Here is a 26,399-nt window from a genome sequence, read left to right as displayed (position 1 = left end):
AACCGGTTACCCGTTTATGTTGTTGCATAACAGCGTTGTACTTGGATAAAAATGTTAACTATCCAGAGACTAATGAGTTGAAATAGTAAGCGCACTCGTGCACGAAAGTTACAGGCTTATACAATAAAAGAACATTTTTGTTAACATAAATGCAAACTAATCATCACCTTCAATCGGATACCCTGCACGACGAATGGCCTCACGACAGTCGCTCACGCCTGCGGCATAGCCCGCCTCAATCTCGCAAACCGGACTGGCGCTGCAGTAAGGCAGCGTGATCGTTACGGCAAGGCTCTTCTCTAGAATTTCAACCTTGTTCATGTATTTCAATAACTCGCGCGCAGCATACACGGCAAACTCTGCCGTATCATCGTTTATGGATGCTTCCAGAAGGGAAATTTTGTGTTGCAGCTGGTGACGGGTCAACCTCATCGTCAATCCCCTTAAAGCCAGTTTGCTTAAAGAGTAGCATCTCATCGAATTGAGGAAAGGCAGGGAGTGAAAACGGACAATAAAAAAGCTTACCAGGAAGCGATCAGCCTTTCAGCTTTTGAATCACTAACTTAGAAACGATAACCCGCAGAGAACATAAACCTCCGCTTTGGGCTGTGAGTTTTTCGTTTCATTGCAAATGTCTCCCTTGATTAAGGACAGCGTTGCATCTTTATAAGTGGGGAAGCTCTGGGGAAATAATGGGGAGAAACACCGCCCAAATACAGAATTTGCCAGACATGGTAGCTGCTGTGTGTAGTCGATGATGAAAAACCGGGTGCCTGCTGACATCCACAGACACCCGTAATCACACAGCAGTGCATATTGGATACGCTATATCCGTAGCGAGTGGGTAGATTTATAGTCATTTCGAAGCCGGTTGTCATTAAATCTTTGTGATTGATATCTAATATTTTTAACTAAAATAACAGGTGGGGCTGAGGGCGATTTCGGTATCGCTTGATCCTGAATTCCCCGACAAGCAATGTTCGTGGAACGGGTTTATGACAAAAAGAATTTTGATGGTCTGCCAGATGCAAAAGATATCATTCTGGGCGAGTTGACTGAGAGGATTCACCGGATCTTCCCCGATGCTGATGTTCGGGTTACACCGCCTTTTAGCATTATCTGAAAGTGCAGGCAGCCCCGTCATACATGGCTGAATTATTGATATTTATCATATATGTTCCCTCCTGCTCATGACATAAAGAATGGGCATCAGGAACAGTAGTGGTGCTAAGCCTGGTGAAACACGCCTTTCTTGATTGGATCATAATTGCTTTGACTCATATTCGGGCTGTGTGTGGCCCATTTTTTTAGTGTTATTTGTGGAGTTTACCTACCCGTAAATTCCCTGAATAACAATAAAAAGTTGAATAACATGCAAGCATTGGGGCGTCTTATCGCAGCCCCTTTTTTTTTATAATGATTTGCGAAAGGTATCCAGAGTATCTTCAGGGAGCAAGATGTCGACACACAAATTTTGTTGGGCCATAGCAGTAAAGTTATGACCGATCGCTACAACGACACGCGTGTAAAAAAATGGAAAAAAAACTGGTCATTTGATGACCAGTTTTGCAGAGGAACTTAAAAACGATAACCCGCAGAGAACATAAACACCCACGGATCGAGGCGTACACTGTCGCTATAACGGGCTTGCGGCAGAACAGCACCATTAGATTTGTACTTCGCAGTAGTATCGATATCCATGTACCAGACTGACATATTAATCAACCAGTCGCGGTTGATCAGATAATCCATACCAACTTGCCCTGCTGCACCCCAGGAATCTTTCAGGCTCAGATCCGATAAACCGATTTCTTTACCGTTATTGTTAAAACCTTCATCGAAGAAAGTGGTGTAGTTCACCCCGACACCAACGTAAGGACGCAGTTTGCTGCTGGAATCACCGAAATACCACTGTGCCATTAAGGTTGGCGGTAAGTGGTGAACGGTCGCAATATCACCTGTTGCGGCAGTGCCAATCTTATGGCGGAACGGCGTAGCGGCCAGGAGTTCTACACCGATATTGTCGGTTGCCATATAGGTAAATGTCAGCCCCAACTGGGTGTTATTGCTGACATTGAAGCCACCCAGACTACCCAGCGTGCCACCTGCGCCTTCCGTCGGTCTGACGGTGGCAGAACCCGCACGAATAAAGAACTCTCCGGCTTCATGCGCAAATGCGTTACCAGAGAGAAGAGTTGTTAAAGCCAATGCTGCAACTGTTAATTTTTTCATGTCCGCTCCATCGTTATGGTTATAAAAGCGGAACGAATATACCCACATTGGAGTAATAAGTGATCAAACCTGGATCACATTGACTTTGATAATTTAACATTTATTGATCCAGATTAAGTTAGAACTTGCATTCAAAATCCTGGTTAAATTAATTCAGATCAATTTTGATATATTTTCACCTCGCAAATACCCCTCGCATTTTTGCCTTTCAGACGATGTTTTTTGGTCGCGATGCGCAAATAACACACAGCGCTCTGGCATGATGCTGAACGGATAGTCGAAAATTACCAGGGCTTTACAAAGATATGCTTTTCCATACATCGCGTGATGCTGCCACTGTAGAGTTATCCAGGGTACAATTGCCCGCAAATGAACACCTGCAAAACTCAAGGAGAGTGCATGTCTATCACGGCGAAATCCGTTTACCGTGACGCGGGAAACTTTTTCCGTAATCAATTCATTACCATCTTGCTGGTATCGTTGTTGTGCGCGTTTATCACAGTGGTGTTAGGGCATGCCTTTTCTCCCACTGACGCTCAAATTGCGCAACTCAGTGAAGGCGATCAGTTAACCAGCAGTGTGGGATTGTTCGATCTGGTGCAAAACATGACCCCGGAGCAACAGCAAATTTTGCTACGCGCTTCTGCTGCGTCGACGTTTTCCGGTCTGATTGGTAATGCCATCCTCGCGGGAGGTATCATCCTGATGATTCAGCTCATTTCAGCAGGGCATCGGGTCAGCGCATTACGTGCCATTGGTGCCAGCGCGCCAGTTTTGCCTAAGTTGTTTATTCTGATTTTTCTGACTACTCTGCTGGTGCAAATCGGTATTATGCTGGTCGTTGTACCCGGTATTTTGCTGGCCATCCTGCTGGCACTCGCGCCGGTGATGATGGTACAGGACAAAATGGGTGTCTTTGCTGCTATGCGCAACAGTATGCGTCTGGCGTGGTCAAATATGCGTCTGGTTGCGCCCGCGGTGATTGGCTGGCTGCTGGCAAAAACGTTGCTGTTGCTTTTTGCGCCAAGTTTTGCGGTACTTACGCCGAATGTAGGCGCGGTCTTGGCGAATACGCTGAGCAACATGATCTCCGCCGTGTTGCTGATCTATTTGTTTCGCCTGTATATGCTGATTCGCCAATAAACCCTGAACGCATACCGGGCTTGTACCCGGTGCTTTTGATGACGGAATCGAAGAATGAAGCAGTTTCTTGATTTTTTACCGCTGGTTGTCTTTTTTGCTTTTTATAAGCTTTACGACATCTATGCGGCAACCTCGGCACTGATTGTCGCGACGGCTGTGGTTTTGATTTACAGTTGGGTTCGCTATCGTAAGGTCGAGAAGATGGCATTAATCACCTTTATTCTGGTAGCCGTGTTCGGTGGCCTGACTATCTTCTTCCACAATGATGAATTCATTAAATGGAAAGTGACGGTGATTTACGGGCTATTTGCCGGTGCGCTGCTGGTTAGCCAGTGGGTGATGAAAAAGCCGCTCATTCAGCGCATGTTAGGTAAAGAGCTTTCCCTGCCGCAGCCGGTATGGTCAAAGCTTAATTTAGCCTGGGCCGTTTTCTTCATCCTGTGCGGTCTGGCAAACATCTATATCGCGTTTTGGCTGCCGCAGAACATTTGGGTCAACTTCAAGGTATTCGGCCTGACCGCCCTGACCTTACTCTTTACGTTGCTGAGCGGAGTTTATATTTACCGCCACCTTCCACAGGAAGATAAATCGTAATTAATGTTCGCCAGATCTACGGATCTGGCGAATTTTTATCCCCTCGCGTTCCTTGTTGCTATAAACCCGGCTCACATCCGCTGCGCACGCCGTATCCCCTCTGTTCTCAGCACGTAAATTCTAGTAGCATCGCGCCTGTAATCTTTCTCTATAGTCGGTTCTACAATGACAACAACGAATAACACTCCCCAGGGCGAACTGGTTTTACGCACTCTGGCTATGCCTGCCGATACCAACGCGAACGGCGATATTTTTGGTGGCTGGCTGATGTCACAAATGGATATAGGTGGCGCTATTCAGGCCAAAGAGATCGCACACGGTCGTGTCGTAACAGTGCGGGTTGAAGGAATGAGCTTTTTGCGCCCGGTTGCCGTAGGCGACGTAGTGTGTTGCTATGCGCGCTGCGTAAAACGCGGGACGACCTCGATCAGCATTAATATTGAAGTCTGGGTGAAGAAAGTTGCTTCTGAACCTATCGGCCAGCGCTATAAAGCTACCGAAGCCCTGTTTATCTACGTAGCTGTTGATAAAGACGGTAAACCGCGTCCGATCCCAACCTTGTCCTGACAGTACGCATTAGCAGCGCCATCCAGTAGCATTTCAATCTTTCGCTCACTGCCGGATGGCGGCGTACCACCAAATCCGGCATGATGCTTACTCGATCTGCGTTGTGCCGTTCAGGCGGAAAACGATATTCACCACCAGGCCAGAACCTGGCTTACCGGCCTCATAGCGCCATCTGCGCATCGCATTTTTCACTTCACGTTCAAACATATTTGCAGGCTGCGCGGACAGAACTTCCACATTTTCGACCCGACCATCTGGGGTCACGTCAAATTTGACCTTAACACGACCTTCAATACGCAGCGCCTGGGCACGCGCAGGATACTGTGGCTGATTACGACTTAAGGCGCGCGGCCCGGAAGGCGCGCTTACCGCTGGCTTAGTGGTTGCCGGAGCAGCACTGGTCATTGGACGCGCAGGTGCCGTATTTTCAAACGGAGACGACGGACGCGGTTCTGCGGGCTTCACATCGCGTTTCGGTTGCTCTTCAACCTTTTTCACCGGTTTTGGCTTCGGCTTAGGTTTGGGCTTCGGTTTCTCAATCACTACCGGTGCTTCTTTTGGCTGCTCCGGGATCGGCTCTGGTTCCGGCTCTGGCTCGACGACGGGTTCAGGCGGTGGCTGAACCGCCTGAGGCGGTTCAAGATCGGCAGGCGCGACCATCGTAACGGAAATAGGCTGCGCTGGTGCAGGCAGTTCAATAACCTGATGTACCGAGGTATACAGCAAACCTGCCACTACAGCACCGTGAATGCCGACAGAAAGTAACGTTGGCCAGGGAAAGCGACGAGGTAAATCAAGGGTCATTGAAGTCATAATCGTTTCAGTAAAAAAACCAGGCCTCGATTTTAAATGCAAATAGCAATCATATTCAATAAGACCGTGAAGGTAACTCAGATTTAAAACGCGATTTTATGAAAAATAACCATTTTCGGAGTGTGGCCTTAACATATCAGCAATCTTTCCGTTGCAGTTACCGGGCCTTTCCAATAACGTAAATATGACTTTTACCGTTCAAGGAGCTCTACCCGTGCTGTACGTTATTTACGCTCAAGATATCGCAGATTCTCTCGAAAAACGTCTTTCCGTACGCCCTGCTCATCTGGCCCGTCTGCAACTTCTTCATGATGAAGGCCGTTTGCTCACGGCAGGTCCTATGCCAGCGGTTGACAGTAATGAGCCAGGCGCTGCGGGCTTTACCGGCTCGACGGTGATTGCTGAATTTGAATCTTTAGAAGCCGCACAGGCGTGGGCAGAAGCCGATCCGTATGTGGCGGCAGGCGTTTATGCACAGGTTTCAGTAAAACCGTATAAGAAAGTATTTTAAAAACAGAACAAAAAGCTGAGACTTTGGGCACCGCCAGCGGTGCCCTTTTAGATCAGATATTGTGGATCGCAAACAGCAACGAGTTACGTTGATGGTTGAGGATGCACTTTCTGATGGTGTGGATGCGCATATTACGACGCGATTGCCCTTCAAGCCAACGTGCTTTACGACGGCTCGCCTGACGCAGCATCCGCCAGCGTCCCACTTCCGTTCTACTACGCTTCATGTTTACTACTCTTTCAGTCACTGAGCGGCCATTATAACGCCACACCGCATGCAGACCAGTGGTTTTCCCGTGTTTTTATTTGCCAGATGAATCCTGATGCGTAAACTCTTAACAATACGCTTTCAAAAGGATTTTTAAATTTATGACAACCTTCTACACCGTGGTGAGTTGGCTGGTCATTCTGGGTTACTGGGTACTCATTGCTGGCGTAACATTACGCATTCTAATGAAACGACGCGCAGTGCCCTCCGCAATGGCCTGGCTTTTGATCATCTATATTCTGCCATTAGTAGGGATCATTGCTTATCTGTCCTTCGGTGAGCTCCATCTGGGTAAACGTCGCGCCGAACGCGCCCGGGCAATGTGGCCGTCAACGGCCAAATGGCTGAACGATCTTAAAGCCTGTAAGCATATTTTTGCGCAAGAAAACAGCAGCGTCGCCTCATCCTTATTTAAGCTGTGCGAGCGTCGCCAGGGAATCGCTGGCGTTAAGGGAAATCAACTGCAACTGCTCACTAGCTCAGATGACGTAATGCAGGCATTAATCAGCGATATTCAACTGGCGCGCCACAACATTGAGATGGTGTTCTACATCTGGCAGCCGGGTGGTATGGCCGATCAGGTCGCGGAGTCATTAATGGCTGCCGCCAGACGCGGGATTCACTGCCGACTGATGCTGGACTCCGCGGGCAGTGTGGCGTTCTTCCGCAGTCCATGGGCGGCAATGATGCGTAACGCAGGTATTGAGGTTGTTGAAGCGCTGAAAGTGAACCTGATGCGTGTGTTTTTACGCCGTATGGATTTGCGCCAGCATCGCAAAATGATCATGATCGATAACTACATTGCATATACCGGCAGCATGAATATGGTCGATCCGCGCTTTTTCAAACAAGATGCTGGCGTCGGGCAATGGGTTGACTTAATGGCGAGAATGGAAGGCCCTGTAGCTACCGCGATGGGTATTGTCTATTCCTGCGACTGGGAAATTGAGACCGGCAAGCGCATTTTGCCCCCGCCGCCGGACGTTAATATCATGCCGTTTGAGCAAGCCAGCGGTCATACCATTCACACTATCGCCTCGGGTCCTGGTTTCCCTGAAGATTTGATTCATCAGGCGCTGTTAACTGCAGCTTATTCCGCACGTGAATATTTAATTATGACCACGCCCTACTTCGTTCCCAGCGACGATTTGTTGCATGCGATCTGTACGGCGGCGCAGCGCGGGGTCGACGTCAGTATCATTCTTCCGCGTAAGAATGACTCCCTGCTGGTTGGCTGGGCAAGCCGGGCCTTTTTCACTGAGTTGCTGGCGGCAGGCGTTAAAATTTATCAGTTCGAAGGCGGTTTGTTGCATACCAAAAGCGTACTGGTCGATGGCGAACTGAGCCTCGTCGGTACCGTTAATCTGGATATGCGTAGCCTTTGGCTGAATTTTGAAATTACGCTGGTGATTGACGATGCAGGATTCGGCGGCGATCTCGCCGCAGTGCAGGATGATTATATTTCGCGTTCTCGCCTGCTTGATGCCCGTTTGTGGTTAAAACGACCACTCTGGCAGCGGATTGCAGAGCGACTGTTTTACTTCTTTAGTCCGTTGCTGTAAAACGTGCCCATCAGACAGTAAACAGGTAGTCATTATGGATATGGATTTGAACAATCGCCTGACTGAAGACGAAACGCTTGAGCAGGCTTACGACATTTTTCTCGAACTGGCTGCGGACAACCTGGATCCAGCCGACATCATTCTGTTCAATTTGCAGTTTGAAGAACGCGGCGGTGCGGAGTTATTCGACCCGGCAGAAGACTGGCAGGATCACGTTGATTTTGATCTGAACCCTGATTTCTTTGCCGAAGTGGTGATTGGTCTTGCAGATACTGAAGACGGCGAGATTAACGATATTTTTGCGCGCGTTTTATTGTGTCGCGAAAAAGATCACAAGCTGTGCCATATTCTCTGGCGCGAATAATCAAACAAAAAAGCTGCTCTCGCAGCTTTTTTCATTTTTAACCCGGCAGTTTACTTCCACAGCGGTTACAAAACTGCGCACTATGTTCATGCTGGCCTTGCTGACACTGCGGACATTTACGTAAATTCTGGCGATTCTGAAACGCGCTGCTCATATGTGTGGTAATCAATCCAGTCGGTATCGCAATCACAGAGTAACCAATCAGGATAAGCAAAGACGCGACCATGCGCCCCAATGGCGTGTGTGGTGTGATATCGCCATAGCCAACAGTAGTGACCGTGACAATGGCCCAATACACCGACGCATTTAGCGTGGTAAAACCATATTTTGGTCCTTCGATCAGGTACATCAACGCACCGAAAACAATCATCAGAATGGCAATAAAGGAATAGAACAGTATGAGCTGATGGCGGGCGCTTTTGATGGCGTTCCAGAACACTCGCAGGGAAGGCATAAAGCGCAGCAACTTCAGAATACGCAGCACACGTAGAACGCGCATCGCGCGCCAGGCGAAGACATAACTCAGACTGATTTCAGGCCACAACCACATTACATACAGCGGCAAAATGGTGGCAAGATCGATTATTCCCCAGAAGCTAAACACATACTTTGCGGGATTGGCCCAGCAGCATAAACGTAGAAAGTATTCGAGGGTAAAGACCAGAGTAATAAAGACCTCCAGCCAGATAAAAATATGCCATTCATCATACGTTAAATGGTATTGCGTCCCTACTCCGGACTCAATGAAGATAACAATAACGCTAAGCAATGCGAACAGCGCGCACATACCTTCAAAGCGACGCCCCGAACGGGTGTTTAAATCGAATAATTTGCGATAGAGCCCACGGCGGACAGAAGAGACTAGACCTGGCACAAATACCTCACCAAAAAGAAGGGCTGACCTTTGTCAGCCCTCAGGATTATAGCGGGTCTACTTTCAGGCAGGAAACAGCGTGTCGGAAACTTCCTTCAAGAACCGGGCGCGTTTTTGCACATTCCGGCCCGGCAATCGGACAGCGCGTACGAAACACGCAGCCGGAAGGAGGATTAATAGGCGACGGCAATTCGCCTTCCAGTAGTTGGATAACCTTGTTCCTTTCCTGGTCAGGGTCGGGAATGGGTACCGCAGACATCAGGGCTTTGGTATAAGGGTGCAGCGGGTTATGGTACACCTCATCATAGGTCCCTAATTCCACCGCGTGTCCAAGATACATGACCAGCACGCGGTCGGAGATGTGTTTAACCACCGCCAGGTCGTGAGCAATGAAGATGAGCGATAATCCCATTTCACGCTGTAACTGTTGCAGCAGGTTCACCACCTGAGCCTGAATTGATACGTCCAACGCGGAAACCGGTTCATCGCAAATAATCAATTTAGGCTCAAGGATCAGCGCGCGGGCAATACCAATACGCTGACACTGACCACCGGAAAACTCATGGGGGTAGCGGTTAATCAGATTCGGTAGCAAGCCAACTTTCATCATCATCGCCTTCACACGGTCACGGACCTCCTGACCAGGCAGATTCGGATGATAAGTCCGCAGCGGTTCGGCAATAATTTCACCAATGGTCATGCGCGGGTTTAATGATGCCAGCGGATCCTGGAAAATCATCTGGATATCACTACGCACTTCCCGCCATTCATCGGGTTTCATGCCCAGCAAATCTTTACCCAACCAGGCAACCTTTCCATCGGTGGCTTTCACCAGGCCGATAATCGCACGGGCAAAGGTCGATTTACCACAACCTGATTCGCCGACCACGCCCAGGGTTTCGCCTTCATACAGCCGTAGGGTCACGCCATCAACTGCTTTCAGGGTTTTAGCCGGCTGCCAGAACCACTGCTTGCCGTCTTTAATGTCGAAATGGACTTTAAGATCGGCAATTTCAAGGAGCACTTTTCGTTGTTCGGTCACCGCAGTCATACCAGTTCCTCCACCGGTTTAAAACAGGCGCGCAGGCGGCCCGGACTAAACTCCTCCAGTGGCGGAGCATTGCTACAGATTTCCATCGCATGCGGGCAACGCGGCTGGAATGGACAACCTTTTGGCAAACGCAGAAGGTTCGGCGGGTTGCCCGGGATAGTCAGCATCTCTTCCCCTTCGGCATCCAGACGAGGTACAGCGTTCAGCAACCCAATCGAATACGGATGAACGGGCTTATAAAACACATCCCGCGCACTACCATATTCCATGGTACGTCCGGCGTACATCACCAGAACTTTATCGCAAATACCAGCCACAACGCCAAGGTCGTGGGTGATCATGATAATCGCCGTGTTGAATTCGCTTTTCAGTTCATTCAGTAGCGTCATAATTTGCGCCTGTACCGTCACATCGAGCGCGGTAGTCGGCTCATCGGCTATCAGTAGTTTTGGCCTGCACAGCAGCGCCATGGCGATCATGACGCGCTGGCGCATCCCGCCTGAGAATTCATGCGGGTACATTTTCATACGCTTACGCGCTTCCGGCATCTTCACCGCATCCAGCATTCTGACCGATTCTTCAAAAGCTTCCGCTTTGCTCATGCCTTTATGCAGCATCAGAACTTCCATCAACTGCTCGCCGACCCGCATGTACGGATTAAGAGACGTCATCGGATCCTGGAAAATCATCGAAATTTGCTCGGCACGTAGTTTGTTCAGTTCGCGTTCCGGTAAATTCAGAATTTCACGCCCGTTGAAGGTTGCAGAGCCCCCGATACGGCCATTCGCCGCCAGCAGGCCCATCAGGGCAAAGGCTGTTTGCGATTTACCGGAACCGGATTCCCCAACAATACCCAGCGTTTCTCCTGCTCGAAGCGAAAAGTTTAAATCGTTAACCGCGGTCACATCGCCATCGGGGGTAGCAAACGTCACGCGCAGATCTTTTACATTCAGCAGTGCGTTAGCCTGTTGTTGCGCGAGCGGTGCGGTTGAGGTTTCAATTACGCTCATGGCTGCACTCCTTAACGGTCTTTCGGGTCGAGGGCGTCACGCAGGCCATCGCCAATAAAGTTAAAACAGAATAAAGTTACCACCAGGAAACCTGCCGGGAACAGCAGCAGCCATGGCGAGACTTCCATCGAGTTGGCACCATCACTCAGCAGTGCACCCCAGCTACTTAATGGCTCCTGTGTACCTAATCCCAGGAAGCTCAGGAAGGATTCAAACAGGATCATGCTGGGCACCAGCAATGAAGCGTAGACCACCACCACGCCCAGTACGTTCGGCACGATATGGCGGATAACGATGCGCACGGTAGATACCCCTCCCACTTGCGCCGCTTCAATAAACTCTTTGCGCTTGAGACTCAGCGTTTGTCCACGCACGATACGCGCCATATCCAGCCAGGAGACCATCCCAATAGCAACAAAAATCAGCAGGATGTTTTGCCCAAAGAAGGTAACCAGCAGGATCACGAAGAACATGAACGGGAAGGAGTTGAGGATTTCCAGCAGACGCATCATTACCGAGTCGACTTTGCCGCCGAGATAGCCCGACAAAGAGCCGTATAGTGTACCGACGACTACCGCCACCAGCGCTGCGGCAATACCGACCATCAGCGAGATACGTCCGCCAATCGCCACGCGAACCAACAAGTCGCGACCCGACGAATCGGTGCCGAAATAGTGTCCTGATTCCGTGTCCGGCGCGCTGGACATCATGCCCCAGTCGGTATCGAAGTAGGTAAACTGCGACAGCATTGGTGCCAGCGTCACGAACAGCGCAATAATCACTAACACCACCAGGCTTGCGACCGCAGCGCGGTTATGCATGAAGCGTCGACGCGCATCCTGCCACAGACTGCGGCCTTCGACCTCCAGCTTTTCACTGAAATTCTCCAGCGCTTCGCTGTTTTTCTTACTTAACATCATAGCGAGCTCCAGTATCAGTAACGAATTTTTGGGTCGATAACGGCATACAGCACGTCGACAATCGCGTTAAACACGATGGTCAGCGTACCCACCAGAATGGTCAGACTCAGAACCAGCGAATAGTCGCGGTTTAAGGCACCATTGACGAATAGCTGGCCAATGCCCGGCAAGCCGTAAATGGTCTCAATAACCATTGAACCGGTGATAATGCCGACAAATGCCGGTCCCATATAGGACAGGACGGGCAACAGCGCCGGCTTTAACGCATGGCGGAAAATAATCCGCCGCATCGGCAGCCCTTTTGCGCGCGCAGTGCGAATAAAGTTAGAGTGCAGCACTTCAATCATCGAACCACGGGTAATACGGGCGATACTGGCTATATAGGCCAGTGACAACGCCACCATCGGCAGGATCATAAATTTCAGCGCCCCGCCGTTCCAGCCCCCGCCAGGCAACCATTTCAAGGTTATGGCAAATATCATGACCAACAACGGAGCGACTACAAAGCTGGGGATAACGACCCCGGTCATTGCTACTCCCATCACCGTGTAGTCCCAGCGCGTATTTTGCTTCAGCGCGGCTATCACCCCAGCGCTTACACCGACGAGTACCGCCAGAATAAAGGCTGCCGCACCCAGCTTCGCTGAAACCGGAAAGCTCGAGGCAACGAGATCGTTGACCGTGTAGTCTTTGTATTTGAAGGAGGGCCCAAAATCGCCATGTGCCAGCTGCTTCAGATAGCTGAAGTACTGCGTTGAGATAGGATCGTTAAGATGATATTTCGCTTCAATATTTGCCAGTACTTCTGGCGGTAACGCGCGTTCCCCGGTAAATGGGCTTCCCGGCGCAAGGCGCATCATAAAGAATGAAATCGTAATAAGGATAAATAGCGTCGGAATCGCTTCCAGACAGCGACGTAGTATGAATTTTAACATTGCCCGTACCTTCTGGCGTGTGCCTTTATACCCCTTCTACCCCGACCTTCAGGTAAAGCGGTATTAATAGTTCGAAGAAAAAAGACACTGTGGGGCAATAAAAATGCCCCACGTCTTGCCATTAATGCTTGATAATATACAAGTCTTTGACGTGGATATTATCCATCGGGTCTTTACCAGAGTATCCGCCAACCCACGGTTTCACCAGACGGGCGTTAACATAGTAATAAACCGGTACAATCGCAGAATCTTTATCCAATTGCTGTTCCGCTTTTGAATACAGTTCGCTGCGCTGCGCTTCATCAGTCACTTTCAGGGTATCGGCAATCAGCTTATCAAACGCTGGGCTCTTATAGTGCACAGTGTTGTTGGAGCTGTCGGACAGCACCATGTTCAGGAAGGATGTTGGTTCGTTGTAATCCGCACACCAACCCGCACGCGAAACATCATAGTTACCCTGATGGCGCGTATCGAGGAATGTTTTCCACTCCTGATTTTCCAGCTTCACGTTAGCACCCAGATTTTTCTTCCAGATGGATGCCGCTGCGATGGCCAGCTTCTTATGCAGGTCTGAGGTGTTATACAGCAGGTCAAAGGTCAACGGCTTTTCAGCGGTGAAGCCTGCTTCAGCCAGCAGTTTTTTCGCTTCTTCATTACGTTTTTCCTGAGACCATTTGAACCACTCTGGTTCAACCAATTTTGCCCCATCGGTGTAAGGAGGAGTAAAGCTATATGCAGGCAGGTCGCCCTGGTTTTTCACTTTATTGACGATAATGTCACGATCCAACGCCAGTTTCAGGGCAGTACGAACGCGAACATCGTTGAACGGTGCTTTCTGATTGTTGATTTCGTAATAATAGGTGCACAGGTACGGGTCAACGTGAACTTCGTTCGGGATCTCTTTTTTCAGTTTCTGGAATAACTCGATCGGCATGTTGTTATAGGTCATGTCGATTTCACCGCTGCGATAGCGGTTCACGTCAGTCACTTCAGAAGCAATTGGCAAATAGGTAACCTGGTTTATAACGGTTTTCGCGTTGTCCCAGTAGTTAGTATTACGCTCAAGCACAATGCGCTCGTTGACAACCCAGTCTTTCAGTTTATAAGCACCGTTAGTGACGATGTTAGCTGGCTGAGTCCACTTCTCACCGTATTTTTCAACTGCGGCTTTAGGAACCGGTGAAACGGATGAGTGCACAAGCAGTTTGTAGAAATAAGGAACCGGCTCGCTCAGGGTGACTTCAAATGTATGATCGTCGAGAGCTTTAACGCCGAGATCGGTGACCGGCTTTTTACCGGCGATAATATCATCAATATTGACGATGTGGCCGTACTGCAAATAGCTGGCGTACGGTGACGCGGTATTTGGGTTAGCCAGGCGCTGCCAGCTATACACGAAATCTTGCGCGGTGACTGGCGTACCGTCAGACCACTTTGCATCTTTACGCAGATGGAATGTCCAGACTTTAAAGTCTTTATTTTCCCATTTTTCAGCTACGCCTGGTGATGGTTTGCCATCAACATCACTGATTAATAAACCTTCAAACAGGTCACGGTTGATGTTGGATTCAGGCACACCTTCGATTTTATGTGGATCGAGCGACTGAACTTCCGAACCGTTATTACGCACCAGAGTCTGCTTTTCAGCAAGCTGCACACCGGCTGGCACAACTGCTGCTGTGGCAGCATTTCCAGCGACTAGCGCAGTTAGGATCCCCGCAGCTACTAAACTTTTTTTAGTGATGTTAGTCATTGTGTTTGTACTCCCTCATTATTATGGCTGGCTTTTTAACCAGACTGTTAATCCTGTCAGGATCCCTGTACGGCATCGGAGATTTTCTGCCGTCAGGTGGTTTATTGTTTTACTGCTTGCTATCACCGACTCTATTTATTCTGGCGATTCGTACGACCGCCTTGCGTCGATTATCGATCGTGTTTCCCCTGCCGGAAACACGCTGTTACTCTGTTGAGAGAAATCAATTGAAAATGATTCTCATCAACGTGAAATCTTCTGCAAAATACCTGGCCGGAAAGTATCAAATGCGTTTCTTAACCGCCAATACATTTTACAAATTTGTTAACCAATTCTCTTTTATTGAAAATAAATCTCAGTAGAAAAGTCTTTCGAATGAAGATTTATCACAAAAAACTATTAAAAATCATAATGTTGAACATCAAGCATTGTTAACTACCCTGTCCGGTATCAACACCGCACTCAAATACACATTAATTTAACAATTGGTTATTAATTAGCACATTCATCTAAAAAAAACGCTGAAATAACTAATAACATTTCGATAATCCTACAGCAAGCCCCAGAGTATGATGTTACTAAAATAACAGCGACACTTAGCCACCACAGGCGGACTGTTGAGAGTTATATCTATAAATTCAATGAATAACAAAAGAGCTAAACATAAGTTTTTATTATTTTTGTTGTGCTACTTTTCAACTTTAGTGAGAAGTTTTACTGATAATGAAAGGAAACGGAGCCTATAGTGGCTCCGTTGATGCAAAAGAGGGATATCAGGCAAGCAAACCGGGGAAAATAGACTTGATTCCAGTAACAATGAACTCAATCCCCAGAGCCATTAACAGCAATCCCATAATACGCGTAATGACGTTGATGCCCGTTTGGCCCAGCAGGCGAACTAACCATGGCGCCATACGGAACAGCCCCCAACAGCACAGGGCAAACAGCACAATTGCCACAAAAAAACCAAACAGGTTAATCGCACTATGATACCGCGTGCCCCAAACGATAGTTGAGCTTATCGCCCCCGGCCCCGCCATCAGAGGCAAGGCCAGTGGCACAACACCGATGCTTTCGCGAATAGCGGTTTCTGATTTTTCCTGTTTATTTTGCTTATCTTCGCCAAGTTTTCCGCTAATCATCGACATCGCAATAGTCACCACCAGGATGCCGCCGGCGATCCTGAACGAGTCTATCGAGATACCGAAAAGTTGCAGAATACCGTCACCAAGGAACAGCGAAGTCCACAGGATGATGGCAACCGAAAGGTTTGCCGTAAGGTTGGTTTTGTTGCGCGCTGCAGCCGTTTGGTAGCTGGTCATGCTGATAAAGACAGGGATAATCCCCACCGGGTTGACCAACGCAAATAACCCAATGAAAAATTTAAAATAGACAGGAAAATCAAATAGCGTTTGGATCACGGTTAGCTCCGAAGCGTTAGCCGGATAAAATGAGTCATAAAAAAATTGATAAAATCCGCGCTGAAGATACGCTTTTTGTCAGCATACTTCACCTTCTATCTGCGTTTATCTACGTAAATACGCTACCAATAGTGAGTGTTATTAATATGTATTGAATATGCTAATGTCATTGGAATTCATCACATCAATTCATTAACACTTACCGATAAACGCTAAAAGGGCCTGCTGAAAGGTGTCAGCTTTGCGAAATCTTGATCCAGATCACGCAATTACTACTCAGAAGTGAGTAATCTTGCTTACGCCACCTGGAGGTAACGCGTTAGAGTTAACTGACGCTAACGCATAAGCTCTTTTAGTAAATCAAGGTAAAACGGACGTTAATTAACCGTTTGATTTTCAAAACGTTACACAAATTTTCGTCGATCTGTCTATACTCTCGTATCGAGCAGATGATTTACTAAAAAAGTTTAACATTATCAGGAGAGCATTATGGCTGTTACTAATGTCGCTGAACTTAACGCACTTGTAGAGCGCGTAAAAAAAGCCCAGCGTGAATATGCCAGTTTCACTCAAGAACAGGTTGACAAAATCTTCCGTGCCGCCGCTCTGGCTGCCGCAGACGCTCGAATCCCTCTCGCGAAAATGGCCGTTGCCGAATCCGGCATGGGCATCGTCGAAGATAAAGTGATTAAAAACCACTTCGCTTCCGAATACATCTATAACGCATATAAAGATGAAAAGACCTGTGGTGTGCTGTCTGAAGACGACACTTTCGGTACCATTACCATCGCTGAACCGATTGGTATTATCTGCGGTATCGTTCCAACCACTAACCCAACTTCTACTGCCATCTTCAAATCGCTGATCAGCCTGAAGACGCGTAACGCCATCATCTTCTCTCCGCATCCGCGTGCTAAAGATGCGACCAATAAAGCCGCTGATATCGTTCTGCAGGCAGCCATCGCTGCTGGCGCGCCGAAAGATCTGATCGGCTGGATCGATCAACCTTCCGTAGAACTGTCTAACGCGCTGATGCACCACCCGGACATCAACCTGATCCTTGCGACTGGTGGTCCAGGCATGGTGAAAGCTGCATACAGCTCCGGTAAACCAGCTATCGGCGTAGGCGCAGGTAACACCCCGGTTGTCATCGATGAAACCGCAGATATCAAGCGTGCTGTTGCCTCCGTTCTGATGTCTAAAACCTTCGATAACGGCGTAATCTGTGCTTCTGAACAGTCTGTTGTTGTTGTTGACTCTGTATATGACGCAGTACGTGAGCGTTTCGCGACTCACGGTGGCTACATGCTGCAGGGTAAAGAGCTGAAAGCTGTTCAGGACGTTATCCTGAAAAATGGCGCGCTGAACGCGGCCATCGTTGGTCAGCCGGCATACAAAATTGCTGAACTGGCAGGCTTCTCCGTACCAGAAACCACCAAGATTCTGATCGGCGAAGTGAAGGTTGTTGACGAAAGCGAACCGTTTGCTCACGAAAAACTGTCTCCGACGCTGGCGATGTACCGTGCGAAAGACTTTGAAGACGCCGTTAATAAAGCTGAAAAACTGGTTGCGATGGGCGGTATCGGTCATACCTCATGCCTGTACACCGACCAGGACAACCAGCCAGAACGCGTTGCTTACTTCGGCCAGATGATGAAAACCGCACGTATCCTGATTAACACCCCTGCATCTCAGGGTGGTATCGGTGACCTGTACAACTTCAAACTCGCACCTTCCCTGACTCTGGGTTGTGGTTCATGGGGTGGTAACTCCATCTCTGAAAACGTTGGTCCTAAGCACCTGATCAACAAGAAAACCGTTGCTAAGCGAGCTGAAAACATGTTGTGGCACAAACTTCCGAAATCTATCTACTTCCGTCGTGGCTCTCTGCCAATCGCACTGGATGAAGTGATTACCGATGGTCACAAACGTGCGCTGATCGTGACCGACCGCTTCCTGTTTAACAACGGTTATGCTGATCAAATCACTTCCGTGCTGAAAGCTGCTGGCGTTGAAACTGAAGTGTTCTTTGAAGTCGAAGCTGACCCAACTCTGACCGTTGTACGCAAAGGTGCTGAGCTGGCTAACTCTTTCAAACCAGACGTGATCATTGCGCTGGGTGGTGGTTCCCCGATGGACGCCGCGAAAATTATGTGGGTTATGTACGAGCATCCGGAAACTCACTTTGAAGAACTGGCGCTGCGTTTTATGGACATCCGTAAACGTATCTACAAGTTCCCGAAAATGGGCGTCAAAGCGAAGATGGTTGCCGTTACTACCACTTCCGGTACCGGTTCTGAAGTGACTCCGTTTGCTGTTGTTACTGACGATGCAACCGGGCAGAAATACCCGCTGGCAGACTATGCGCTGACTCCGGATATGGCGATTGTTGATGCTAACCTGGTCATGGATATGCCGAAGTCCCTGTGTGCGTTCGGTGGTCTTGATGCCGTAACTCACGCTTTGGAAGCTTACGTTTCCGTACTGGCTTCTGAGTTCTCTGACGGTCAGGCTCTGCAGGCGCTGAAACTGCTGAAAGAAAACCTGCCGGCGTCCTACCATGAAGGTTCTAAGAACCCGGTAGCTCGTGAACGTGTACACAGTGCAGCAACCATCGCCGGTATCGCGTTTGCTAACGCCTTCCTGGGTGTATGTCACTCAATGGCGCACAAGCTGGGTTCTCAGTTCCACATTCCTCACGGTCTGGCGAACGCCCTGCTGATCAGCAACGTTATTCGTTATAACGCCAACGACAACCCGACTAAACAGACTGCATTCAGCCAGTATGACCGCCCACAAGCTCGTCGTCGCTATGCTGAAATCGCAGATCATCTGGGTCTGAGCGCACCGGGCGACCGCACTGCTGCGAAAATCCAGAAACTGCTGGGCTGGCTTGAAGAAATCAAAGCTGAACTGGGTATTCCTAAGTCTATCCGTGAAGCTGGCGTTCAGGAAGCTGACTTCCTGGCACACGTGGACAAACTGTCTGAAGATGCGTTTGATGACCAGTGTACTGGTGCTAACCCGCGTTACCCGCTGATTTCTGAACTGAAACAGATCCTGCTGGATACCTACTACGGTCGTGAGTACAGCGAAGGCCAGGCCGCAGCTAAGGCTGAAACAGTAGCAGCACCGAAAGCTGAGAAGAAAGCGAAGAAATCCGCTTAATTCGACCAGATAAGTTTTAGTTTCACTCTAAACGGCCCCACATTGGGGCCGTTTTTTTATGTCCTACTCTATCGGAACAGGCATATACGTAATTCAGAGGCGTATAGAGGATGGTTCTGTTGGAGTGGGGCCAGTACGGTGTAAGAATTGCGTCAGAGAGAACCTGACAGGGTAGAGAACATTGTCGAATGTCGCGGCCTACCCTGCGTGACTAAGCGCGCGTAAGCGCTAAGGGTTAATCGTGGCTGTGTCGCTCTTGTATCGCCGTCAGAGAGCCCTCAGACTGCGCTTGTTTATAATGTTTACGACAAACCGAGACATAACGTTCATTCCCGCCAATAACGACCTGCTCGCCCTCGTTATAGGGTCTTCCAGCCTGATCAAGACGTAAAACCATACTGGCCTTACGCCCACAGAAACAAATTGTTTTTAATTCAACCAGCTTATCAGACCATGCAAGCAGGTATTCGCTGCCGCCAAATAATTCACCACGGAAATCTGTGCGTAAACCATAGCACAACACGGGAATATCCAGCCGATCGACTACTTCAGATAATTCATAAACCTGTTGCCGAGTCAGAAACTGCGACTCATCAACCAGTACACAGTGAATTCTTTGCAGCTCGTTTTCAGCACGAATCTCTTCGAACAATGATGAATTTTGGTTAAACAATTTTGCAGGTGACGACAGACCTATACGTGAACTTACTTTTCCAGCGCCAAAACGGTCATCAATTTCCGCTGTATATACAACAGCACGCATCCCACGTTCCTGATAATTGTACGAAGATTGCAGCAATGCAGTCGACTTACCGGCATTCATTGCAGAATAGTAAAAATATAGCTGTGCCATTGACCGAAGGCCCTCACCTGGGGAAATAAATATGGGCGGGATTGTATCATATTTCACGAAAGTGTCGGCGTAGCGTTGCTCCCAAAGGCGTATAAATGCGCATACAGGCTCGCTCAGTGTCGCCTTAATAACCAGTTTTTTAAGTTACATGAGAGCATGAGTACACTCTGCCATAGCCCAGATAACCTGAAACTGGATGTGTATATACATACTCTTTCACAAATAGTGCTCATGAAATTTATCCATGCGGTTTTTCATCCTGTGGCAATAAAGAAACCCTTTCCTTATTGTTATTGAATCTACCCACAGTCGCCATGTATTAGTGAATTCACGTAAGCAAAACTAATACAAAAGGTTGAAATCACTGCAAAGAGATACTATTTGTACACCATAAAATGTGACCTGAATCTTGAATTTTTACTCTCAACTGCTGAGAAGCCCCCTCACCAATAAGCCTTTTTTATGCCCAACAGCACGTGGAATTTATGACAGAAGAATTAATTCTGATACTAAATAAAGCGCAATTTTGAATTCCTTACATTCCTGGCTATTGCACAACTGAATTTATCGCTCTATTATTAGCTCAACAAACCACCCCCAATATAAGTTTGAGATTACTACAATGAGCGAAGCACTTAAAATTCTGAACAACATCCGTACTCTTCGTGCGCAGGCAAGAGAATGTACTCTGGAAACGCTTGAAGAAATGCTGGAAAAATTAGAAGTTGTAGTTAGCGAGCGCCGTGAAGAAGAAAGCGCTGCCGCTGCTGAAGTTGAAGAACGTACTCGTAAACTGCAACAATATCGTGAAATGCTGATCGCTGACGGCATTGATCCGAACGAACTGCTGAATAGCATGGCTGCTGTTAAATCTGGCACCAAAGCTAAACGTGCTGCGCGTCCGGCTAAATATAGCTATGTTGACGAAAACGGTGAAACTAAAACCTGGACTGGCCAGGGTCGTACACCGGCTGTGATCAAAAAAGCGATGGAAGAACAAGGTAAACAACTGGATGACTTCCTGATCAAGGAATAATTCAGAATTACGCTGTTCAAAATCCCGCCAATGGCGGGATTTTTTTTGCCGCTACTTCGCTCTATCCATACCTGGATTAGGTATAAAAAAACGGCGCTGGGTTAACAGCGCCGTTCTTACCTGGTAATACCTGGAGGTTACTTCTTAATACCCATCTCTTCTTCCAGCCAGGCTTTAAATTCAGCACCCAGTGTATTATGGCGAATACCATATTCTACGAACGCTTGCATATAACCCAGCTTATTACCACAGTCATGGCTTTTGCCCTTCATGTGATAAGCTTCAACCGTTTCTTTTTCAATCAGCATATCAATAGCATCAGTCAGCTGAATTTCATCACCCGCTCCCGGAGGGGTTTTAGCCAGCAGAGGCCAAATATCTGCGCTCAGCACGTAACGCCCCACAACGGCCAAATTAGATGGCGCTACATCGGCCTTCGGCTTTTCAACAACGCCAACCATCGGTACGCTTTCGCCAGGAGCTAATTCAACGCCCTTACAATCAACAACACCATAAGCGGTAACATCTTCTACCGGCTCAACCATAATCTGGCTACTGCCTGTTTCATCAAAACGATGAATCATTTCGGCAAGGTTGTCGCGTGATAAATCAGATTCGTATTCATCAAGAATTACGTCCGGCAGGATAACCGCAACTGGTTCATCACCCACTACCGGATGTGCGCACAATACCGCGTGACCCAGACCTTTGGCCAGCCCCTGACGCACCTGCATAATAGTGACATGCGGCGGACAAATAGACTGCACTTCTTCCAGAAGCTGACGTTTTACACGTTTTTCCAGCATAGCTTCAAGTTCAAAGCTGGTATCAAAGTGGTTCTCAATCGAATTTTTAGACGAGTGAGTAACAAGCACAATTTCAGTGATGCCCGCAGCAATACATTCGTTTACGACGTACTGAATTAATGGCTTATCAACCAACGGTAGCATCTCTTTCGGGATAGCTTTCGTAGCCGGTAACATCCTGGTTCCTAATCCCGCTACCGGGATAACGGCCTTTTTGACTTTCGAATTAAGGGCAGCCATTTAAAACTCTCCTGGACTGTTCATGTATTGAACGTGTTCATCAATCTGTATCGCATCCCAGTATATCAGTACAGCGACAAGCTTCTGGTCTGAAAAGGACGCGCGTCGGTATAATTAAGATAAATACGAATAAATCTGGCGCTGATAGTAGCACCCGCAGCATGAGAGAGGTGAACCAATTTGATTCCCACACCTGTCAATTGTTCATTCCGCAGACAACATCAGGCGCAAACGACCACCAGCCCCCCAAATTTGGCATTGCCAGGACTCGCAGCGTTGACTTAGTTGATTAAGATACGCATTACCTAAAGTGCCCAGCGGAACGCCATTACTGATTTGTACGTTGTGGGAACCCGTATTTAATGTCGCATTCAGCCCTGCAGATACCAAAATCAGGTTTTTTAATTCGCTGTGGTAATAGCCCACCAGCAAGGGAAACTGTCCAGGCAAATTAGCCTGGCGCAGTAAATGGTTTACCTGCTTCAATAACGCACCGAGCTCCGGTAACCGTTGATTTTGATGTGCCAACTGTTCCTGCAACAAACCGTTAAATAGCGCGCGCAGTAATAATGCTGCCAGGACACCGTTATCCCCTGCCCTTGTCACATCAAGGCAATAAAACGCAAGGTCATGGTCCGAGAGCGGCGCAATATCCAGTACCAGCCCCGGCTGATCGGCGGCCACTAACTGGCGATAATTGATTCGACAGTGTGAAATCACTTGTGACACCGGAGGCTGTAATTCTTGTAACAGCTTTGCCGCAGCAGCCGGATCGCCGACCATCGCATCCCAGTCGCGAAACAGCCGTTCTTCTTCTTCCACACGTGAATTAAACATATTGGGATACAAGCACGCAAAGACGGTTTCACGTAGGCGGTTAAGGTCCTTTACTGGTTTCAGTAGCACATCATCCACACCCAAGCGCAGCGCCTTAGCGATGTCGGACATGTTTTCCGTTGCGGAGATCACCAGTATCGGGGTCTGATCGCCACGATTACGCAGATACTCCACCAGTTTGAGGCCGTTCATTCTTGGCATAGCCAGATCGCAGATCATCAAATCTGGGTTAAAGTGTCCGAGTAATTCCAGAGCTTCAAGCCCATCGCCAGCTACCGCTGTTGTCGCCCCCAAAGAGGAAAACCATGAGTCCATGAGTGAGCGAAATACCGGCTCATCCTCAACGATAAGAATCTGTTTTCCGACCAATGGCTGCGTCATATTCTCCCCCCTGACTGGCTTTAGTAAATAGTGGCATGCTATTGCTACTCACGCCTGTCAGAATTTGCTTAAGTGTTGATAAAAAATGCGTTAGACGTTGGTTTTCACCAAGGGTAGAAGTTCATCCATTTTCTTCTCGACCGCCAGTTGTCCGGCAGCAATTGCTGCGCTAGCGCGGTGGAAATCCAACGTGGATATTTGCGGACAAAACGGCTGAATCAGAATATCCGGCGGGTCGCCAGCCATGCGGTTACGTTTCAGACGGTTTTCCAGAACCTGAATAGAAGTCGTCATGATTTCCATCGCCGTCGGTGCGGTGACCGCACGCCTGGCCGTAATGTTGCTCAAACGCTCTTTCAGGCGGGCACGCCAGGAAAGCTCGTCAGTGTCACCACTCAATTCGCTATCACTGCTGACGTTGAAGGAGAGTAAATCTTGCTGCATAAGATGCGCATCGTGTTGCAGATCGACGGCAATAACGATGTCAGCACCCAGCGCGCGGGTCAGGGACACAGGTACGGGATTCACCACTGCACCATCGACCAACCAGTAACCATTATGCGCCACGGGAGACATCAGACCGGGAATACTGCAGGAGGCTCGGACAGCGAGATGCAAATCACCTTCGGTGAACCATAGCTCCCGACCCGTGCTCAGGTTTGTGGCAACCGTTGCGAAACGACGTGTGCATTGTTCAATAGCTTCTACCGGCATGACATTACGATACTGATTGAATACACGTTCACCGCGCAGCAATCCACCTCTACGCCACGAGAGATCCATCAGGCGTAAAACATCCCAATAGCTGAATGAGCAAACCCACTGCTCAAGGGCAGGTAATTTATTGCAGGCATAAGCGGCGCCCACCAACGAGCCGATAGAACAACCCGCAACGATATCAATATCAATGCCCATGTGTTTCAGGGCTTTAATCACACCAATATGCGACCAGCCTCGCGCTGCGCCGGAACCTAGCGCCAGCCCAATTTTTATTTTTCTCATTGTACCTACAGACTTCCCCTGGCTTGCAGACGTAGCAACATCACTACGGCTCAGTTAACATAGTGCCACCGTGGCGTTTTTACGCCGTTTTTTTATTCCAGGGAGTATTTTGTGTCTCAGGTTTGTCCCTGTGGTAGCGCTGTCGAGTATAGCCTATGTTGCTACCGTTATGTGTCTGGCGAACAAGTAGCACCTACGCCGTCACACCTCATGCGTTCTCGCTACTGCGCTTTTGTGATGAAGGACGCAGATTACCTGATCAAAACCTGGCATCCAGACTGTCATGCAACCGCGTTTCGCGACGACATTATCGCAGGATTTAGCCATACCGAATGGCTCGGACTGACCGTTTTTGAACAAGAGACGACAGACGCAGAAAATACCGGCTATGTCAGCTTTGTCGCACGGTTTACAGAACAAGGTAAAACAGGCGTAATTATCGAGCGCTCTCGTTTTCTAAAAGAAAACGGTCAGTGGTACTATATAGACGGTACACGCCCTCAAATTGGACGAAACGATACCTGCCCTTGTGGCTCCGGTAAAAAATTTAAAAAGTGCTGCGGCTAGTCAACGCCCGACAGTATCAATTTTGCAAACATTCTCAACAGGATCACCGCTGCAAATGCATTCATTACAACGAAAAGTACTGCGTACTATTTGCCCGGACCAAAAAGGTCTGATCGCACGCATTACGAATATCTGTTACAAACACGAGCTGAATATCGTGCAAAACAATGAGTTCGTGGACCACCGTACCGGGCGCTTTTTTATGCGTACCGAACTGGAGGGTATTTTTAACGACGTCACGCTGCTTGCCGATCTGGATAGCGCCTTACCCGAAGGCTCCATTCGTGAATTAACGCCAGCAGGCCGCCGTCGCATCGTCATTTTGGTCACTAAAGAAGCTCATTGTTTGGGCGATCTGTTAATGAAGGCCAATTATGGCGGACTGGATGTTGAAATCGCTGCGGTGATCGGCAACCACGAGACGCTGCGCTCCTTGGTTGAGCGATTCGATATTCCGTTTGAGCTGGTCAGCCATGAAGGTTTAACGCGTGACGAGCATGACCAGAAAATGGCCGACGCTATCGACGCGCACCAACCGGACTATGTCGTGCTGGCAAAATACATGCGCGTTCTGACACCTACATTTGTTTCCCGCTTCCCGAATAAGATTATCAATATCCACCATTCATTCCTGCCAGCGTTTATTGGTGCTCGCCCTTACCATCAAGCCTATGAGCGCGGCGTGAAGATCATCGGTGCGACGGCGCATTATGTGAATGATAATCTCGATGAAGGTCCAATTATTATGCAGGACGTGATTCATGTGGATCACACCTACAGTGCAGAAGATATGATGCGCGCAGGTCGTGACGTTGAGAAAAATGTATTAAGCCGCGCGCTGTATCAGGTTCTGGCTCAACGCGTCTTTGTTTACGGTAACCGAACGATTATTCTGTAATCACCAATAATATGAATTGATTAGCTTTACTGCGTTACGGATGAAAAGTACGCAAACAGTTCATGTTAAGCAAAGGAATGCTTTACAGCGGCGCATCATTTGATATGATGCGCCCCGCTTCCAACGGAAGCAGGCCAGTAAAAGCATTACCCCGTGGTGGGGTTCCCGAGCGGCCAAAGGGAGCAGACTGTAAATCTGCCGTCATCGACTTCGAAGGTTCGAATCCTTCCCCCACCACCATTATTCAGCTAGTTCACAAAATCAGTATACCTCAGGTGGGGTTCCCGAGCGGCCAAAGGGAGCAGACTGTAAATCTGCCGTCATCGACTTCGAAGGTTCGAATCCTTCCCCCACCACCATCATTTCATATAGCACCAACACCGAATTCATCTGTAGTGCCCCATGAACCGCCCAATAGGGAAGGATGAGAAGCTTCGACTAAGGTTCGATTCGAGCGTAGCGAGAAAGCGTTGCCGCAGGCAACGACCCGAAGGGCGAAGCGCGCAGCGCTGAGTAATCCTTCCCCCACAACCTACTTCTCCAGTAACACTTCAGCTAAATACATCTTCTTGCAAACAACCATAAAAAAACCCC

Annotated in this window: 25 protein-coding genes, 2 tRNA genes, 1 other RNA gene and 2 pseudogenes; 15 read left to right on the top strand and 15 right to left on the bottom strand. The window is 48.5% G+C overall.

The features are described from left to right. Positions 1-156 precede the first annotated feature (156 nt). A complete protein-coding gene (locus OGX99_RS19175; RefSeq protein WP_151225522.1) occupies positions 157-432 on the bottom strand; it encodes a hypothetical protein in 276 nt (91 codons plus the stop codon). A gap of 544 nt (positions 433-976) precedes the next feature. On the opposite strand from OGX99_RS19175, the pseudogene OGX99_RS19170 reads away from it, so the two are divergent. Then, positions 977-1,117: pseudogene (locus OGX99_RS19170) on the top strand (DinI family protein); the annotation flags it as partial. A gap of 461 nt (positions 1,118-1,578) precedes the next feature. Here the strand turns inward: OGX99_RS19170 and ompW are convergent. Beyond that, a complete protein-coding gene (ompW, locus tag OGX99_RS19165; RefSeq protein ID WP_210905162.1) occupies positions 1,579-2,232 on the bottom strand; it encodes an outer membrane protein OmpW in 654 nt (217 codons plus the stop codon). Positions 2,233-2,516: 284 nt separating this feature from the next. Here ompW and OGX99_RS19160 point away from each other — a divergent pair. From OGX99_RS19160 to yciA, 4 genes and pseudogenes are all read left to right on the top strand, one after another. Beyond that, positions 2,517-2,603 (top strand): annotated as a pseudogene (locus tag OGX99_RS19160) (YkgJ family cysteine cluster protein); the annotation flags it as partial. Between the two features lie 28 nt (positions 2,604-2,631). After that, positions 2,632-3,375, top strand: a complete 744-nt coding sequence (locus tag OGX99_RS19155; RefSeq protein WP_151219376.1) for a YciC family protein — start codon at positions 2,632-2,634, stop codon at positions 3,373-3,375. A 54-nt stretch (positions 3,376-3,429) separates the two neighbouring features. Continuing rightward, positions 3,430-3,969 (top strand): septation protein A, encoded by a 540-nt coding sequence (locus tag OGX99_RS19150; RefSeq protein WP_151219377.1) that lies wholly within the window; start codon positions 3,430-3,432, stop codon positions 3,967-3,969. A gap of 165 nt (positions 3,970-4,134) precedes the next feature. After that, a complete protein-coding gene (yciA, locus tag OGX99_RS19145; RefSeq protein ID WP_151219378.1) occupies positions 4,135-4,536 on the top strand; it encodes an acyl-CoA thioester hydrolase YciA in 402 nt (133 codons plus the stop codon). Between the two features lie 87 nt (positions 4,537-4,623). On the opposite strand, the gene tonB is transcribed toward yciA, so the two are convergent. After that, complete coding sequence (tonB, locus tag OGX99_RS19140; protein WP_151219509.1) at positions 4,624-5,340, bottom strand: TonB system transport protein TonB; 717 nt, start codon at positions 5,338-5,340, stop codon at positions 4,624-4,626. Positions 5,341-5,563: 223 nt separating this feature from the next. Here tonB and OGX99_RS19135 point away from each other — a divergent pair, with 223 nt between their 5' ends. Beyond that, positions 5,564-5,860: a YciI family protein gene (locus tag OGX99_RS19135; protein WP_151225523.1), complete on the top strand. Its 297-nt coding sequence runs from the start codon at positions 5,564-5,566 to the stop codon at positions 5,858-5,860. A gap of 52 nt (positions 5,861-5,912) precedes the next feature. Here OGX99_RS19135 and OGX99_RS19130 read toward each other — a convergent pair whose 3' ends face one another. Then, positions 5,913-6,086 carry a YciY family protein gene (locus OGX99_RS19130; RefSeq protein WP_016153268.1) on the bottom strand — a complete coding sequence of 58 codons (174 nt, stop codon included), beginning with the start codon at positions 6,084-6,086 and terminating at the stop codon, positions 5,913-5,915. A gap of 142 nt (positions 6,087-6,228) precedes the next feature. Between OGX99_RS19130 and cls the strand changes: the two genes are divergently transcribed. Both cls and OGX99_RS19120 read left to right on the top strand, forming a co-directional pair. Beyond that, positions 6,229-7,689 (top strand): cardiolipin synthase, encoded by a 1,461-nt coding sequence (gene cls / locus OGX99_RS19125; protein WP_286544701.1) that lies wholly within the window; start codon positions 6,229-6,231, stop codon positions 7,687-7,689. A 34-nt stretch (positions 7,690-7,723) separates the two neighbouring features. Continuing rightward, positions 7,724-8,053, top strand: a complete 330-nt coding sequence (locus OGX99_RS19120) for an HI1450 family dsDNA-mimic protein (RefSeq protein WP_151219379.1) — start codon at positions 7,724-7,726, stop codon at positions 8,051-8,053. 37 nt (positions 8,054-8,090) lie between these two features. Here the strand turns inward: OGX99_RS19120 and OGX99_RS19115 are convergent, their stop codons facing one another. From OGX99_RS19115 to ychE, 7 genes are all read right to left on the bottom strand, one after another. Continuing rightward, positions 8,091-8,927: an ion transporter gene (locus OGX99_RS19115; protein ID WP_151219380.1), complete on the bottom strand. Its 837-nt coding sequence runs from the start codon at positions 8,925-8,927 to the stop codon at positions 8,091-8,093. Between the two features lie 46 nt (positions 8,928-8,973). Next, positions 8,974-9,978, bottom strand: a complete 1,005-nt coding sequence (gene oppF / locus OGX99_RS19110; RefSeq protein WP_151219381.1) for a murein tripeptide/oligopeptide ABC transporter ATP-binding protein OppF — start codon at positions 9,976-9,978, stop codon at positions 8,974-8,976. After that, on the bottom strand, positions 9,975-10,988 hold the full coding sequence (oppD, locus tag OGX99_RS19105) for a murein tripeptide/oligopeptide ABC transporter ATP-binding protein OppD (RefSeq protein ID WP_278238007.1): 1,014 nt from the start codon (positions 10,986-10,988) through the stop codon (positions 9,975-9,977). The genes oppF and oppD overlap by 4 nt, the downstream gene beginning before the upstream one ends. An 11-nt stretch (positions 10,989-10,999) precedes the next feature. Next, positions 11,000-11,908 (bottom strand): oligopeptide ABC transporter permease OppC, encoded by a 909-nt coding sequence (gene oppC, locus OGX99_RS19100; protein ID WP_151219382.1) that lies wholly within the window; start codon positions 11,906-11,908, stop codon positions 11,000-11,002. A 14-nt stretch (positions 11,909-11,922) separates the two neighbouring features. Next, positions 11,923-12,843: an oligopeptide ABC transporter permease OppB gene (gene oppB / locus OGX99_RS19095; protein WP_003020708.1), complete on the bottom strand. Its 921-nt coding sequence runs from the start codon at positions 12,841-12,843 to the stop codon at positions 11,923-11,925. 121 nt (positions 12,844-12,964) lie between these two features. Continuing rightward, positions 12,965-14,596, bottom strand: coding sequence for an oligopeptide ABC transporter substrate-binding protein OppA (gene oppA, locus OGX99_RS19090; RefSeq protein ID WP_151219384.1), 1,632 nt, complete (start codon positions 14,594-14,596; stop codon positions 12,965-12,967). Between the two features lie 773 nt (positions 14,597-15,369). Beyond that, positions 15,370-16,017 carry an NAAT family transporter YchE gene (gene ychE / locus OGX99_RS19085; RefSeq protein ID WP_286544699.1) on the bottom strand — a complete coding sequence of 216 codons (648 nt, stop codon included), beginning with the start codon at positions 16,015-16,017 and terminating at the stop codon, positions 15,370-15,372. A 489-nt stretch (positions 16,018-16,506) separates the two neighbouring features. On the opposite strand from ychE, the gene adhE reads away from it, so the two are divergent. Beyond that, positions 16,507-19,185, top strand: a complete 2,679-nt coding sequence (gene adhE / locus OGX99_RS19080; RefSeq protein WP_187259585.1) for a bifunctional acetaldehyde-CoA/alcohol dehydrogenase — start codon at positions 16,507-16,509, stop codon at positions 19,183-19,185. A gap of 235 nt (positions 19,186-19,420) precedes the next feature. Here the strand turns inward: adhE and tdk are convergent, their stop codons facing one another. Beyond that, positions 19,421-20,038: a thymidine kinase gene (tdk, locus tag OGX99_RS19075; RefSeq protein WP_151219510.1), complete on the bottom strand. Its 618-nt coding sequence runs from the start codon at positions 20,036-20,038 to the stop codon at positions 19,421-19,423. Positions 20,039-20,660: 622 nt separating this feature from the next. Between tdk and hns the strand changes: the two genes are divergently transcribed. After that, complete coding sequence (gene hns, locus OGX99_RS19070) at positions 20,661-21,074, top strand: histone-like nucleoid-structuring protein H-NS (RefSeq protein ID WP_003020723.1); 414 nt, start codon at positions 20,661-20,663, stop codon at positions 21,072-21,074. 137 nt (positions 21,075-21,211) lie between these two features. Here the strand turns inward: hns and galU are convergent, their stop codons facing one another. The 3 genes from galU to rssA all read right to left on the bottom strand — a co-directional run bounded on the left by galU (position 21,212) and on the right by rssA (position 24,340). Beyond that, positions 21,212-22,120 carry a UTP--glucose-1-phosphate uridylyltransferase GalU gene (galU, locus tag OGX99_RS19065; protein WP_187252329.1) on the bottom strand — a complete coding sequence of 303 codons (909 nt, stop codon included), beginning with the start codon at positions 22,118-22,120 and terminating at the stop codon, positions 21,212-21,214. Positions 22,121-22,324: 204 nt separating this feature from the next. Further along, entirely contained in the window at positions 22,325-23,338 is a 1,014-nt protein-coding gene (gene rssB / locus OGX99_RS19060; protein ID WP_151219387.1) for a two-component system response regulator RssB, read from the bottom strand. Between the two features lie 90 nt (positions 23,339-23,428). Then, complete coding sequence (gene rssA, locus OGX99_RS19055; protein ID WP_151219388.1) at positions 23,429-24,340, bottom strand: patatin-like phospholipase RssA; 912 nt, start codon at positions 24,338-24,340, stop codon at positions 23,429-23,431. Positions 24,341-24,451: 111 nt separating this feature from the next. Here rssA and OGX99_RS19050 point away from each other — a divergent pair, with 111 nt between their 5' ends. The 5 genes from OGX99_RS19050 to OGX99_RS19030 all read left to right on the top strand — a co-directional run bounded on the left by OGX99_RS19050 (position 24,452) and on the right by OGX99_RS19030 (position 26,339). After that, complete coding sequence (locus OGX99_RS19050) at positions 24,452-24,907, top strand: YchJ family protein (RefSeq protein ID WP_151219389.1); 456 nt, start codon at positions 24,452-24,454, stop codon at positions 24,905-24,907. A gap of 55 nt (positions 24,908-24,962) precedes the next feature. After that, a complete protein-coding gene (gene purU, locus OGX99_RS19045; protein ID WP_151219390.1) occupies positions 24,963-25,805 on the top strand; it encodes a formyltetrahydrofolate deformylase in 843 nt (280 codons plus the stop codon). Between the two features lie 155 nt (positions 25,806-25,960). Beyond that, a tRNA-Tyr gene (locus OGX99_RS19040) sits at positions 25,961-26,045 on the top strand. Positions 26,046-26,079: 34 nt separating this feature from the next. Beyond that, a tRNA-Tyr gene (locus OGX99_RS19035) sits at positions 26,080-26,164 on the top strand. Between the two features lie 44 nt (positions 26,165-26,208). Then, a non-coding RNA gene (locus OGX99_RS19030) (RtT sRNA) lies at positions 26,209-26,339 on the top strand. Positions 26,340-26,399 lie beyond the last annotated feature (60 nt).

This window comes from Citrobacter sp. Cu096, assembly GCF_030332285.1.
Classification (GTDB): domain Bacteria; phylum Pseudomonadota; class Gammaproteobacteria; order Enterobacterales; family Enterobacteriaceae; genus Citrobacter; species Citrobacter meridianamericanus.
The sequence above is the reverse complement of the archived record's forward strand: the minus strand, read 5'-3'. Positions and strand labels throughout refer to the sequence as shown.